Source organism: Pandoraea sp. E26, assembly GCF_000681415.1.
In the GTDB taxonomy this organism is placed as follows: Bacteria; Pseudomonadota; Gammaproteobacteria; order Burkholderiales; family Burkholderiaceae; genus Pandoraea; species Pandoraea pnomenusa.
Genome location: NZ_AYXJ01000014.1, coordinates 135,492 through 148,545, shown reverse-complemented (window position 1 = coordinate 148,545; position 13,054 = coordinate 135,492). Strand labels below are relative to the sequence as shown.

10 protein-coding genes are annotated in these 13,054 nt (G+C 65.9%); 3 read left to right on the top strand and 7 right to left on the bottom strand.

What is annotated here, in order from left to right:
- Positions 1 to 48: 48 nt before the first annotated feature.
- From W930_RS0110695 to W930_RS0110680, 4 genes are all read right to left on the bottom strand, one after another.
- A complete protein-coding gene (locus W930_RS0110695; protein WP_023597605.1) occupies positions 49 to 1,299 on the bottom strand; it encodes an EAL domain-containing protein in 1,251 nt (416 codons plus the stop codon).
- A gap of 272 nt (positions 1,300 to 1,571) precedes the next feature.
- Positions 1,572 to 2,903, bottom strand: coding sequence for an MFS transporter (locus W930_RS26975; RefSeq protein ID WP_024788728.1), 1,332 nt, complete (start codon positions 2,901 to 2,903; stop codon positions 1,572 to 1,574).
- 257 nt (positions 2,904 to 3,160) lie between these two features.
- The gene (locus W930_RS0110685) at positions 3,161 to 4,492 is read right to left on the bottom strand and encodes an MFS transporter (RefSeq protein ID WP_023597603.1); all 1,332 of its coding nucleotides are present in this window, start codon (positions 4,490 to 4,492) and stop codon (positions 3,161 to 3,163) included.
- Between the two features lie 50 nt (positions 4,493 to 4,542).
- Positions 4,543 to 6,213 (bottom strand): GMC family oxidoreductase, encoded by a 1,671-nt coding sequence (locus W930_RS0110680; RefSeq protein WP_023873080.1) that lies wholly within the window; start codon positions 6,211 to 6,213, stop codon positions 4,543 to 4,545.
- A 352-nt stretch (positions 6,214 to 6,565) separates the two neighbouring features.
- Here W930_RS0110680 and W930_RS0110675 point away from each other — a divergent pair, with 352 nt between their 5' ends.
- Complete coding sequence (locus W930_RS0110675; protein ID WP_023597601.1) at positions 6,566 to 7,438, top strand: IclR family transcriptional regulator; 873 nt, start codon at positions 6,566 to 6,568, stop codon at positions 7,436 to 7,438.
- Positions 7,439 to 7,442: 4 nt separating this feature from the next.
- Here W930_RS0110675 and W930_RS0110670 read toward each other — a convergent pair whose 3' ends face one another.
- Positions 7,443 to 8,231, bottom strand: coding sequence for an IclR family transcriptional regulator (locus tag W930_RS0110670; protein ID WP_048806823.1), 789 nt, complete (start codon positions 8,229 to 8,231; stop codon positions 7,443 to 7,445).
- A gap of 212 nt (positions 8,232 to 8,443) precedes the next feature.
- Between W930_RS0110670 and W930_RS0110665 the strand changes: the two genes are divergently transcribed.
- Both W930_RS0110665 and W930_RS0110660 read left to right on the top strand, forming a co-directional pair.
- On the top strand, positions 8,444 to 9,430 hold the full coding sequence (locus W930_RS0110665) for an AAA family ATPase (RefSeq protein ID WP_023873081.1): 987 nt from the start codon (positions 8,444 to 8,446) through the stop codon (positions 9,428 to 9,430).
- Complete coding sequence (locus W930_RS0110660; protein WP_023597598.1) at positions 9,427 to 11,166, top strand: cobaltochelatase; 1,740 nt, start codon at positions 9,427 to 9,429, stop codon at positions 11,164 to 11,166. The genes W930_RS0110665 and W930_RS0110660 overlap by 4 nt, the downstream gene beginning before the upstream one ends.
- A 13-nt stretch (positions 11,167 to 11,179) precedes the next feature.
- Here W930_RS0110660 and W930_RS0110655 read toward each other — a convergent pair whose 3' ends face one another.
- Positions 11,180 to 11,947 carry a sulfite exporter TauE/SafE family protein gene (locus W930_RS0110655; protein WP_023597597.1) on the bottom strand — a complete coding sequence of 256 codons (768 nt, stop codon included), beginning with the start codon at positions 11,945 to 11,947 and terminating at the stop codon, positions 11,180 to 11,182.
- Complete coding sequence (gene pta / locus W930_RS0110650; protein ID WP_023873082.1) at positions 11,944 to 12,984, bottom strand: phosphate acetyltransferase; 1,041 nt, start codon at positions 12,982 to 12,984, stop codon at positions 11,944 to 11,946. Before pta ends, W930_RS0110655 begins: the two co-directional genes overlap by 4 nt.
- Positions 12,985 to 13,054: the final 70 nt, after the last annotated feature.

Below are 13,054 nucleotides of genomic sequence, written 5' to 3'. Positions count from 1 at the left end.
CGGCAACGCGCGTCGTGCTGCCGCTCTCAGGCGGCAGCATTTCGCGCGCTACCAGTTGATGTCGACGCAGAGCACGTGCAGCCCTTGCTTCGCAGGCGACGCAATCGACGCCGTCACGCACAGGTGCGCTTCGTTGATGGAGAGATAGGGCGGGGTGAAATGCACTTCGCCGGGCGCGCGCATGGCCTCGATGAAGTACGGCCGTCGCGCCCAGTTCGCGCCTTCCGAATGCAGCAGCGGGCGAAAGCGCTTGGCACGCTGCGACGAATGGCTGTGTGGCAGCACGTTGTCGCCGATCTGCCGTCCGGCGGCGTCGAGCAGGAAGCACCGTGCCGCGTCGGGCAGTGCCAGCAGCTCGTGCGTGGCGGTGCGCAGATCCTGGCCCTGTGCCATACGGGCGGCGGCGGCCTCGATGCCGGCCACGTACGGCGCCAGGCGCGCATGCTCGGCGCGCTCGCGCTCGACCAGCTGCGTGCGCAGCGACGACGAGAGGGCGTCCATGCGCTCGGCGGCGACCTTGGGCGGCACCGGGTCGACGTCAGGCGCCGCGAAATATTGCCCCTGCACGAAGTCGACGTTGCACTCCAGCGCGATCAGCGCTTCGCGATCGGACGTGAGGCCGCCCATCATCACGAGTTGCCCCGATTCGTGCAGCAGCGACACGAGCCCGGGCAGTACCCGCGCCAGATGTGTCTGCTCCGCGGCCTGGGCGAGAATGCCCCGGTCGAGCACCACGATATCCGGACGCAGATCCCACACCCGGTCGATGTTGGAATGCTTCGCCCCGAAACCGCCCAGCGCGATCAGGAATCCCGCCTTGCGCAGACTGCCCACGATGGCGCCGAAGCGCGGTGTGTCGCCACCGGCCTGCTCCGGCACTTCGAGCACCACGCGCTGCGGCGACAGACCCGTGGCCTTGAGCGTGGCGATGAGCGCGTCGCCGTAGACGGTATCCATCAGCGCGGCCGGATGCAGGTTCAGGAAGAGCCACGCGTCGCGGCTGTCGAATTCGTGGAAGTTGCCCAGATGCAGCGATTCGGCGAGCCGGCCCAGCTCCAGCATGTCGCCGTGACGCGCCGCCAGCGTGAACACTTCGTGAGACGGCACGTGTCGGCCCTCGGCGTCGTGCGCGCGCAGCGAGGCGTGATAGCCGATGGCACGCCGGTGCGACACCGAGAATACGGGCTGAAAGACGCTGCAAATCGTGAAGTCGCCGTAGATGACGATGCGCCGGCCGTCGTCGGCCGCCGTCATGCGGGGGGGCAGCAGGCCAGGGGCGTCGAGATCTGTCATGTGCATGGTGGAAGCGGGCGCGGGGGCGTCAGTGTTATGTACAGAATAGGTGAGCAAGAACCGTGCTCAAAGGCGTCCGGCGACGCCCGCGCTATTGTCCGCGATTTTTCGCCGGTGTTGTGACGCATCGCACCACACCGCGGCGCGAGCGCACCAAGGTGGGGCCTGGCGCCGCCCTCCGCGCCTTCATGCCCGTGGGGCGTAGTACCGCGGCTTGCGTGGCACCGTCCGCATCGCTCGTGGGCGCCCGTGGGCGCCCATCATCGCCGGGCGTCCGATCAGGGTGCGAGCATCTGTGCGCGTCGTGCCACGCGAGCCAGCGCGAGCGCGCAGGCGACATTGAAGACGTGCAGCCCGCCGGGGCCGAGCAGGGTCACGAATACCGACGCGATCATCGGCCCGAGGATGCCGCCGACCGAGAACAGGATGAGCAGCGTGGCGCTGACCGCCACGCGCCGTTCAGGCTCGGTCCGGTCGTTCACGTGCGAGACGATCAACCCGTACTGTGTGAAGTTGGCGGCGGAGAAGAGAAACATGAGCACGAACACGAGCCAATGCGCCTGAATGACGATCAACGGCACGCAGAACGCCGCGGCCGCGAGCGCCAGCCGGCGCGACAGGGTGCGCCGGTCCATGCGATCCGACAGGCGTCCCACTGGCCATTGCATGAGCAGCGCGCCGAACAGGGCGACGCCCATCAGCGTCGACAGGCTGCCGATGGAAAAGCCGATGCGGGTGAGGTAGATCGGCATGATCGCGTAGAAGGCGCTGTACAGGAACCCCGCCAGAATGCAGCCTGGGATGGCGATCGGCGTGGCACGCGCCATCTCCGCAACGCTGTCGAACAGGCTGACGGCGGGCTGCTTGACGAGCCGTTCGTCGGCCACGCGCGTGGGCCAGCCTTGCATGAGCGTGATGGGCAGAATGGCCGCGACGAACAGACCCGCAACGAGCAGGAGCTGGCCCTCGCTGCCCGCCTCGCCCACGTTGAGCAGAAACTGACCGGCGCTCACGGCGAGGTAGTTGATCGTCAGGTAGGAGCCGAACACGCGCCCGCGCATGGTATTGGGCACCGAGCCGTTGAGCCAGCTCTCGACCGTGGTGTACATGCCCATGAGGGCAAAGCCGGTGCCCAGCCGAAGCAGACACAGCATCGGCACTGATTCGCTCACTGCGAATCCCATCACGAACAGCGCCGCGAGGGCGGTGAACGCCACGAAGGCCCGATGCTGGCCGATGCGCTCGATGAGCGTACGGTTGTAGAACGCGCCGAGCAGGAAGCCGCCGTAGTAGCACGACTGGATCACGCCGATGGACAGTGTCGATGCGCCGAACTTCAGTGCATGGAAGGGCACGGCGGTGACGAACAGGCCGTTGCCGACCACGAGTACGCCATAGGCCAGCAGAATCCCCAGGAGCGCCGGGTAGATGCTGATGGGCAGCGGCACGGCATCGGCGGGCGCCGGACCGGGCGGCGTGGGCGGTGCGCCCAGCAGCGACGCCTCGGAGAGTGGGCCGGGACGGTCGGGTTCGTCCTCGGCCGAGCCGATCGTCGTGGCCGGGGCGGCCAACGTTTCCAAAATGTCGTCGGGCGACGGATCTCGCTGCATGCTGTCCTGCGGGCCGGAGAGTGGGGGGCAATGGCGTTCACACGTGCCACAGGTGCCGCAATGCTATGCACTGCAAAGCAACCGCGCTCGCGGCACACGTGAACCCCGTATCTTCGCACGAGATCGACCATGGGCACGGCAAAGGACAAATGACAAAGGGCGTGTCCCGTTACAGGACACGCCCTTTACGCGTTGGTGGCTTTTGTGCTTCGTGCTTCGCGCCGATGCCTCACATCTCACGGGCGCTCATCGACGGCTCACGAGTGCTCCGTCGCGCCGGCGCCATGCCACACCTGCTGCCGGCGCTTGCGGCTGCCGATCCACGCGGCGGATAGCGCGCTGACAAGACCCGAGCAGAGCACGTAGATGCAGATCATCCAGGGGTCGCCGCCGTTCTTCTGCAGCAAATAGGTGGCGATCACCGGCGTGAGGCCGCTCGCGAAGATGCCCGAGAACTGGTAGACGAACGAGATGCCGGTGTAGCGCACCTTGGCGTCGAACAGCTCGGCGAAGAGCGCCGCTTCCGGGCCATAGATCGACGCGTAGATGACGCCCAGCGGAATCACGATGGACAGCCAGACGAGCATCACGCTGCCCCCGCTCGCCTTCATCAGCCAGAACCCGGCGAACGACGACAGACCGGTCGCGAGCGAGCCCCAGAAGTAGATGCGCGTGCGTCCGATGCGATCCGAGAGCTTGCCGAAGAAGGGGATCGTGAAGATCATCACGAACGCGGCGGCCATCACGCCGGTGAGCGCTTCCGTTCGCGAGAGATTGAGCGTCTGGGTGAGATACGCGATCGAGAACACGCCGAAGATGTTGAAGAACACGCCGTCGATGAAGCGCGCGCCCATGCCGGCGAGCACGTTGCCCGTGTTGCGCGTGAGCACCTCCGCGATCGGCATCTTGATTTCGGCGCCGGCCTTCTTGATCTTCGAGAATTCAGGCGTCTCCATCACGTTCAGGCGGATGTACATGCCGATGGCCACGAGCGCGACCGACAGGAAGAACGCCGCACGCCAGCCCCACGCCAGGAATTGCGCATTGGTCAGGGTGTAAGAGAGCACCGCGACGACGCCCGAGGCGAGACACAGGCCGAGGGCGAGGCCGACTTGCGGGATGCTCGCGTAGTAGCCGCGCTTTTCCTTCGGCGCGAATTCGAACGCCATGAGCACGGCGCCGCCCCATTCCCCGCCGAGCCCGATGCCCTGCAGCACGCGAAGCAGGAGCAGCAGCACCGGCGCCCAGATGCCGATCTGCGCGTAGGTGGGCACCAGGCCAATGAGCATCGTGGCGATCCCCATGATGGTGAGTGTCATCACGAGCATGCTCTTGCGTCCGAGCTTGTCGCCGAAGTGCCCGAATATCACGCCGCCCAGCGGCCGGCTAAGAAAGCCCACGGCGAACGTGCCGTAGGCGAGCATCGTCGAGATGAGCGGGTCGCCCGACGGGAAGTACAGCTTGTTGAAGACGATGCCGGCGACAACGCCGTAGAGGAAAAAGTCGTACCACTCGATGGTGGCGCCGATGAGGCTGGCGACGACGACACGGCGCATCTGCCGCGCGTCGGTCTGGGTCGATGCATTCATGGAAGTCTCCGGATCTTGTAATGGTGTTGGGCTGACGCGAACATTCCTGGCTAAACCGTTACCGCAACGTTTGCCACCTCCGCCGGCGCCTCCTCGCTGCCGCGGATTTCCTGCATGCCCGACGCCTGCTTTCTGTCTTCGAGAATCATGTCGGCCGCTTTCTCGGCAATCATGATGGTCGGTGCATTGGTGTTGCCCGAGACCAGCTCGGGCATGATCGATGCGTCCACGACGCGCAGCCCCGCGAGACCGTGAACGCGCAGGCGGTCGTCCACCACCGCCATGGCGTCATGCCCCATCTTGCAGGTGCCCGCCGGGTGGTAGATCGACTGGCTGAACTGCCGCGCCGCCGCAAGCAGTTCGTCGTCGCTCTGGTACTGCGCGCCAGGGATGAACTCGCTCGTGATATGGGGCGCCAGCGACGGCGCGGCAGCGATGCGGCGCGCGACCTTGATGCCGTCGATCACCACGCGGTGGTCGCGTTCGTCGGACAGATAGTTGGCGTGAATCGCCGGGTATTGCAGCGGATCGTTCGAGACGATTTCCACGCTGCCACGGCTGAAAGGGCGCAACTGACACACGGACGACGTGAATGCCGAGAAGCGATGCGCGCCCTGGCCCGGCTTGTCGGCCGAGAGCGGCTGCATGTGGAACTGGATGTCTGGGCGCGTCAGACCGGGGCGCGAACGCGTGAAGATCGTCACCTGGCTCGCGGCCAGCGTGAGCGGGCCGGTGCGGAACAGCGCGTATTGCAGTCCGATGAGCGCTTTGCGCAGCGGATTGTTGACCTCGTCGTTGAGCGTGCGCTCGCGCGTCTTGAACACCAGGCGCACTTGCAGGTGGTCCTGCAGGTTCATCCCGACGCCGGGCAGCGCGTGACGCAGCGCCACGCCAGCCTTGGCCAGCACGGTGGTCGGGCCCACGCCGGAGTTCTGCAACAACTGTGGCGACCCGATGGCGCCTGCCGCGAGAATCACTTCGATGCGGGCGCGGGCCTTCTTGCGCTGACCGTTCTGCAGATACTCGATACCCACGGCGCGCCTGCCCTCGAACAACACGCGGCAGGTCTGCGCGCGGGTCTCGACAATCAGGTTGCGGCGATCGCGCACGGGCTTCAGGAAGCCTTTGGCGGTGCTCCAGCGAAAGCCCCTGAAGGCCGTTTGCTGGAAGTAGCCCACGCCTTCCTGCGTCGCGCCGTTGTAGTCCGGGTTGAAGGGAATGCCGATGTCCTTCGCGGCGGCAATGAAATGCTCCGCGATGGGACGGCGCAGCCGCAGGTCGGAGACCTTGAGCGGGCCGCCGACCCCGTGGTATTCGCTCTCGCCGTGCTCCTGATCCTCCGACTTGCGGAAGTACGGCAGCACGTCGGCGTAGCGCCAGCCGTGGTTGCCGAGCGCGGCCCAGTGATCGTAGTCCTCGCGTTGGCCGCGCACATACAGCAGGCCGTTGAGCGAACTGGAACCGCCGAGCACCTTGCCGCGCGGCCAGTCGATACGGCGGCCCGCGACGTTCGCGTCCGCTTCGGTGCGATAGCACCAGTCCAGCGCCGGGTCGTGCATCGTCTTGAAATAGCCGACCGGAACGTGAATCCATGGATTGCTATCGGCGCCGCCGGCTTCGAGCAGCAGCACCCGGTTCGCGGGATCCGCGCTCAGGCGGTTGGCAAGCACACAGCCTGCCGAGCCCGCACCGACGATCAGATAGTCGACCTCATGTTCCATACCGCCTGCCTCCTGCCTCGTACTTCGTCGAATGGATGAAACGATTCGTTTCGGATTGTTTCGATCCAATGTCGACGAGCACCGCAAAAATGCCAAGGAAAATTCGGCGAGCGCGGGCGAATTGAAACGGATTTCGCGCTTGCTGTCTCAGAAAAAGGCAATTGCTGCGCCGCATCTGCGGGGTTTTACTAGGGTGGCGAAGCCGATGCGACAACCCTCGTAGCGGGCGTCGGACGCGCGCTGTCCGCGCTCGTCGCGGGTTATCCCGAGGCTGATGATTGTTAAAAAATTGGTATATTTTGTTTCTTTTATTGCGTGCGACGGTGTTTGGGCGACGGGCCTGGGAGGCGCTATGCGCGAGACGGTGACGCTGGACGACGGGGATTTGCGGGCGAGCGAGGAGGCGCGCAATTTGCGCGCGCTCGCCGTCATCGAGCGATTGGCGATGGCCGGGCAACCGTACACCCTGTCGCAACTCGCCACTCGCTTGTCGATTCCGAAGGCCACGCTCATGCGTCTGATCGAGGCGCTCGAAGTTTGCGGTTACGTTTCGCACGTGCCGGATTCGCGTGGCTCCGAACGCGGTCTGTCGCTCGGGCCGCGCGCCGCGCGGCTGGCGCTCGTCACGCTCGCCAACAACAATTTCACCCGTGCCGCGCGCTCACTGTTGCGCGCACTGGTTGACCGGGTGGGAGAGACCGTCAATCTGACGGCCCTCGACGGCGACGAAATTCTCTACATCGAGCGTGTGGAGACCAACGAACCGCTGCGCATGCAGATGCACCCGGGCATGCGCGTGCCGTTGCACTGCACGGCGAGCGGCAAACTGTTCCTCTCGCAAATGCCGGCGGCCGAGCGACGCGCGGTGCTCTCGCGACTGACGCTCAAGCGCATGACGCCGCGCACGATCACCGACGTGAGCTTGCTCGAAGCCGAGCTGGATCGGCTGGCGGCGCGAGGCATCGGCATCGACAACGAGGAGTTCGTGCGCGGCATGGTGGCCGTGGGCGTTCCCGTGCGGGCGCCGGAAGACGGCCACATTCGCGCGGTGCTCGCCGTGCATGGGCCGACGGCGCGCGTCACGCTGGAGCAACTGCTGGGTATGGTGCCGACGTTGCGCGAGACCGCAACGGCGCTCGCACCGCTGCTCGACTGGCAGCGGGCAAGCAAGATCGAGGCGCTGGCGAAGAAGGCGGAAGCGGAGCGGGAGAAAGAGAAGGCCTGACGCGTCAGAACGTTCCGGCCAGTTCCTTCGCGGCTTCCTGCAGGCGCGGCACGAATTCCATCGCCTTGGACAACGAGGTGCGCGAGACCGGCGCATGCACGGCCACGGCGGCAATGCAGGTGCCGTCTTCCTTGAGGACGGGCGCTGCCACGCAGGCGATGCCCAGCACGAACTCCTCGTTGTCGACCGCAATGCCCTTATGCGCAATGCGATCGAGTTCGCTCTCCAGCAGTTCCGGATCGGTCAGCGTGTTCGGCGTGAAGCGCTGCAGCTTCATGGCGCGCAACAGGGCGCCGCGCTGCTCGCGCGGCATCATCGCGAGCAACAGCTTGCCGCTCGCGCTGCTGTGCGCCGGTACGTGGGAACCGGGCTTCAGATCGAGACGCAACGGCCACGGCGCTTCCATGCGGTCGAGGTAAAGCACCTCGGTTTCGTGAAGCATCGTGAGATTGCAGGTCTCGCCGAGATCGGCCACGAGGCGTCCGAGAATCGCATGTCGCATGCGGCGTGCGCCTGCCTGCATCATCACGCCCAGGCTCAACTGCGCCAGGCGCGGACCGATCACATAGGCATTCTTCTGGCCGGGCTCGCGAATCACCAGCCCGCCGGCTTCGAGCGAGCCAAGCATGCGATGCAGCGATGCCTTCGGCATCTGAATGTCGTGGGCCATGTCCGCGAGCGAGACGGGAGCGTCGGCGGCGACGAGATATTCGAGCAGCGCGAAGGCCCGCAGGGTCGGGGTGTCCGCCTTGTTGTCGGCCGGGTTGTCGTGCTGAGTCGCTGCGTCGTTCATATGCGCCGTTCCGGAAAATGGATCAGCGGTATTGTACCCAAACGGGTTCTCGAACGGCATGGGCAAGGTTCCAATGCGTTTCAGTTCGCCTGAATGTAGACGAGCGTCCCGGCATCGTCAATCAGTGTTTTAATTATTCGGAACGAATTGTTTCTAAAAATGGTTAACGTTATGATGCCTTGAAACCGCATTTGAACCAGGAGAGGGACGTGATGGAGACCGCCACCCAACAACCGGATCGCACGGTCGACGCCCGCGCCGTATTCGGCATCGATACCGACCTGCAGGTCCCGGCGTTCAGCGAGCGCGACGATCACGTGCCCGAGATCGACACGGCCTACCGCTTCAACCCCGATGTGACGCTGGCGATTCTGGCCGGCTTCATGAACAACCGGCGCGTGATGGTGCAGGGCATGCACGGCACGGGAAAATCCACGCACATCGAACAGGTCGCCGCACGGCTGAACTGGCCGTGCGTGCGCGTGAATCTCGATGGCCATATCAGCCGGCTCGATCTGGTGGGCAAGGACGCGATCGTCGTGCGCGATGGTCATCAGGTCACCGAATTCCAGGAAGGGATCGTGCCGTGGGCGTTGCAGCGCCCGGTGGCGCTGATCTTCGACGAGTACGACGCGGGGCGTCCCGACGTGATGTTTGTGATTCAGCGCATTCTGGAGCGCGACGGCAAGTTCACGCTCCTCGACCAGAATCGCGTGATACATCCGCACCCCGGATTCCGCATGTTTGCCACGACGAACACGGTGGGCCTGGGCAATCTCAACGGCCTGTACCACGGCACCCAGGTGCTCAACCATGCGCAGATCGACCGCTGGAACGTGGTGGCTACCCTCAACTATCTCTCGCGCGAGGACGAGGCCGGGATCGTATTGGCACGCGTGCCTGCGCTCGACGACGAGGCGGGTCGCACACTGATCGATTCGATGGTGAGCGTGGCGGAACTCACGCGCAAGGGCTTCGCCACGGGCGATCTGTCCACGCTCATGTCGCCGCGCACGGTCATCAACTGGGCGGAGAACGTGGGCATCTTCCGAGATGCCGGACTCGCCTTCCGTCTCACCTTCCTGAACAAATGCGACGAAGCGGAGCGCGCGGTGGTGGCGGAGTACTACCAGCGGGCGTTCGGCCACGAGCTGCCGGCGAGCGAGGGCGGGCGCTCGCTGCTGGCCGATGCGTCATGACGATCTCCGAGCGCGAGGCGGCCCGGCGCGCCGCACGTGGCGAGGCGCTGTGCGCCGCGACCGTGCGCGCGCTGACGGGCGACGCCGCGCTGCATTACAGCGGCGCGCGCCTGTGCCGGAACATGCGTCCGCTGCCGTTGCATGCCCCGCATTTGCAAACATTGCCCGGACCATCCGATCCGTTGGCGACGCTGCGCGGTGCCGCCGACGGTGCGGCGCTCCGATTGCGCCACAGCGACGCCGGACTGCATCGCCGCCTGCAGCCGGAGGCGCCGCTGGAGCGGTTGCTTTTCGAGTGGCTCGAGCAGTTGCGATGCGAGACGTTCATTCCGCCCGGCATGCCGGGCGTTGCGCGCAATCTGCGCGAGCGCTTCGAGGCGTGGTCGCGCGCGATGCATGTCACGGGCGTGGCCGACAGCCATGTGGGGCTGTTGCTCTACACCGTCGCGCAGATGAGTTGGTCGCGGCTCACGGGCCATCCGGTGGTCGAGGACACGGAAGGGCTCATCGAGGCGACCCGCATGGCGATCGCCCCGCGCATCGGCAGCGCGCTGGCGGGCATGCGCCGCACGCGCGCCGACCAGGCCGCTTATGCGGTCCACGCGCGCGAGCTGGCCGCCGACATCGCGGGGCTGATTCGTGCGGCGGGCGGTGAACAGGCACACGAGGCGTCTCGGGACGAGGAAGACGAGAAGGCCGTGCGCAACGCCTTTTCGTTGTTCCTCGACTTCGACGAGCAGGAAGACGACGGCATCACGCTTGCCCACTCCGGCGACAGCCGAGTGCTGAAAGCTTCGGCCCAGGGATATCGCGTTTTCACGACTCGCTACGACCGCGAGTTGTATGCGGGCACGCTCGTGCGGCGCGCGCTGCTGACCGAGTTCCGCGAACGGCTCGACGAGCGCATCGTCGCGCAGGCGATCAACGTGCCGAGGCTGGCGCGTGCGCTCAAGGCCGCACTGGCCGTGCCGCAGCGAGACGGATGGTCGTTCGGCGAGGAGCACGGACGTATCGACGGCCGCCGGCTGGCCCAACTGGTCAGTTCGCCCGCGGAGCGGCGCCTGTTCCGGCTCGAGAAGCACACGCTGATCGCCGAGTCCATGGTCACGTTCCTGATCGACTGCTCCGGTTCGATGAAGGCGCAGATCGAAGCCGTGGCAATGATGGTCGATGTGTTGTCCCGGGCGCTCGATGCGGCCGGCGTGACCAACGAGATCCTCGGCTTCACCACGGGGGCCTGGAACGGCGGGCGTGCCCGCACCGACTGGCTTGCGCGCGGCAGGCCGCCATACCCCGGTCGTCTGAACGAAGTCACGCACCTCGTTTTCAAGGACGCCGTGACCAGTTGGCGTCGCGCGCGAACCGATATCGCGTCGCTGTTCAAGGCCGACCTGTTCCGTGAAGGCGTGGACGGCGAGGCGGTGGTGTGGGCGTGCGATCGCCTGCGTTCGCGCACGGCCAACCGCCGTTTGCTGATCGTGATTTCCGACGGCAGTCCCATGGACGCCGCCACCAACCAGGTCAACGATGCACATTACCTGGATCATCATTTGCGTGAGGTCGTGGCACAGCAGCAGGCGGTGGGCGACGTGGAGGTGCTGGGGCTCGGCGTGGGACTCGATCTGAGCCCGTACTATCGCAACTCGCTCGCGCTGGACCTGACGTCGCCGCCCGACATGACCTTGTTTTCGCGGCTGGTCGACTGGATCGGCAGTGGCGGGCGTCGCGGGCGCTGACACCCGCGCGGTGTCACAGCATTTCCAGCAGCGCGTTCACGATCAGGTGGGCGCCGAGCAGCATGAGGGTCACGAAGGCCAGGCGCCGCGTGGTCACACCGGAGAGCGGTGGCGGGTGGCGACGTGCGAAGAGCGTGGCGAACGTCACGACCGGAAGCGCGACCGCCGCCTGCCACCACATCGCCGCCGGCAACTGGCCGGCGAATGCGCTGTACGCCGTGCGGATCGATGCCGTGACGGCGAACAGCAGGATCAGCGCGCAGCGAATCTGCGCCATCGTGAGCGGTTGCCGATAGAAATAGAAGATCAGCGGCGGGCCCGAGATGCCGAACATCCCACTGAGCAGTCCGCCGAAGATCCCGCTGAGGAAAAATCCCGTGTCGCCCGATCGCTCGGCCTTGGGCGCCGGGCGCAGGGCCGAGCCGATGCCGCCGTACAGCACCACGGCGCCAAGCAGCAGATGGAGCACATTCGACGCGGTACCGTTCAGATAATCGAACAGCAGTACGCCAACGACCACGGACGGCACGATGCCGAGCGTCGCCGCGCGCACGGCGCGCCAGTCGATCTGGTCGAGCGTGCCCGGTAGTGCGAGCGCGCTGTTCACGAGCGTGACCAGGCTGACGAGAATGGCCACGCTCGCCACGGGGGCGAGACCGAACCCGCTGGCCCCGCCCAGAACGATCATGCCGAGCCCGAATCCCGTCACCGTCTGAAAATACGTGGCGAAGCCGAGCAGCAGCATCAACGGCAGATAGCCCTGAACCACCTGCAGGGTCATGGCCGCATGGCCGGCGGCGGGGTTCCGGTGAGCTTCGCGCGTGCGGCCTGTGCCTGAACACAGGTCACGCCGATCACGTAGTAGATGTCGTCGGCACTGCAACCGCGCGACAGGTCATTGGCAGGGCGATTCAGTCCTTGCAGAAGGGGCCCGATGGCCTTGGCCCCACCGATGCGCTCGGCGAGCTTGTAGCCGATGTTGCCGGCGTCGAGGCTCGGAAATATCAGCGTGTTGGCGTGTCCTTCGACCTGCGAATGCACGACCTTGCGCTGTGCGATCTCGGAGACGATGGCGGCGTCGAGTTGCACGTCGCCGTCAATGGCGAGTTGCGGACGCGCCTCCTTGACGAGCCGGGTCGCTTCCACGACCTTGTCGACGGCGGCGTGTTTCGCGCTGCCGCTCGTCGAGAACGACAGCATGGCCACGCGCGGCGGCTCCATGAGCAGCGCGGCGGCGCTGTCGGCCGCGGCCAGTGCAATCTGCGCCAGTTGGGCGGCGTCGGGATCGACGACGAGGGCGCAGTCGGAGAAGATCAGGCCGCCCTTCATCGTATGGAACGGTTCGCAGAGCATCATCAGGAAGAAGCTCGACACGAGCTGGAACGACGGTTCGATGCCGATGATCTGGATGGCCATGCGCACCACGTCGGCCGTGGTGTTGACCGCGCCGGCGACCGAGCCGTCCGCGTGCCCGAGCCGCACCATCATGTTGGCGAAGCCCAGCGGCATGCGCATTTCCTCGCCTGCCTGGGCACGTGTCATGCCTTTCCTGGCGCGCATCGAATACCACATTTCCGCGAAGGCGTCGGTCATGTCCGAGGTGGCGGGGTCGACCAGTTCCATGCCGGTCAGGTCGACGCTGGCCGTGTCGGCGGCGCGTTGCGTCTTGCCGATATCGCCCACGAGCACGATGCGCGCGATGCCGTCGCGCGTCGCGCGAGCGGCTGCGTGCAGCACCCGCTCGTCTTCGGACTCGCACAGCACGATGCGCATCGGTGCGCGGCGCGCGGTATCGATGATGCGATTGATGGCTTTCATGATGTCGAAAAAGAAAAAAGCGCCCCCGGCACCCACAGAGCCGGGAGCGCTGTCACACGACTGACGTCAG

What these genes read in the sequence shown, in the direction of transcription:
- W930_RS0110695 (WP_023597605.1), bottom strand. Translation starts at nt 1,299, where the DNA reads ATGCACATGACAGATCTCGACGCCCCTGGCCTGCTGCCCCCCCGCATG.
- W930_RS26975 (WP_024788728.1), bottom strand. Translation starts at nt 2,903, where the DNA reads ATGCAGCGAGATCCGTCGCCCGACGACATTTTGGAAACGTTGGCCGCC.
- W930_RS0110685 (WP_023597603.1), bottom strand. Translation starts at nt 4,492, where the DNA reads ATGAATGCATCGACCCAGACCGACGCGCGGCAGATGCGCCGTGTCGTC.
- W930_RS0110680 (WP_023873080.1), bottom strand. Translation starts at nt 6,213, where the DNA reads ATGGAACATGAGGTCGACTATCTGATCGTCGGTGCGGGCTCGGCAGGC.
- W930_RS0110675 (WP_023597601.1), top strand. Translation starts at nt 6,566, where the DNA reads ATGCGCGAGACGGTGACGCTGGACGACGGGGATTTGCGGGCGAGCGAG.
- W930_RS0110670 (WP_048806823.1), bottom strand. Translation starts at nt 8,231, where the DNA reads ATGAACGACGCAGCGACTCAGCACGACAACCCGGCCGACAACAAGGCG.
- W930_RS0110665 (WP_023873081.1), top strand. Translation starts at nt 8,444, where the DNA reads ATGGAGACCGCCACCCAACAACCGGATCGCACGGTCGACGCCCGCGCC.
- W930_RS0110660 (WP_023597598.1), top strand. Translation starts at nt 9,427, where the DNA reads ATGACGATCTCCGAGCGCGAGGCGGCCCGGCGCGCCGCACGTGGCGAG.
- W930_RS0110655 (WP_023597597.1), bottom strand. Translation starts at nt 11,947, where the DNA reads ATGACCCTGCAGGTGGTTCAGGGCTATCTGCCGTTGATGCTGCTGCTC.
- pta (WP_023873082.1), bottom strand. Translation starts at nt 12,984, where the DNA reads ATGAAAGCCATCAATCGCATCATCGATACCGCGCGCCGCGCACCGATG.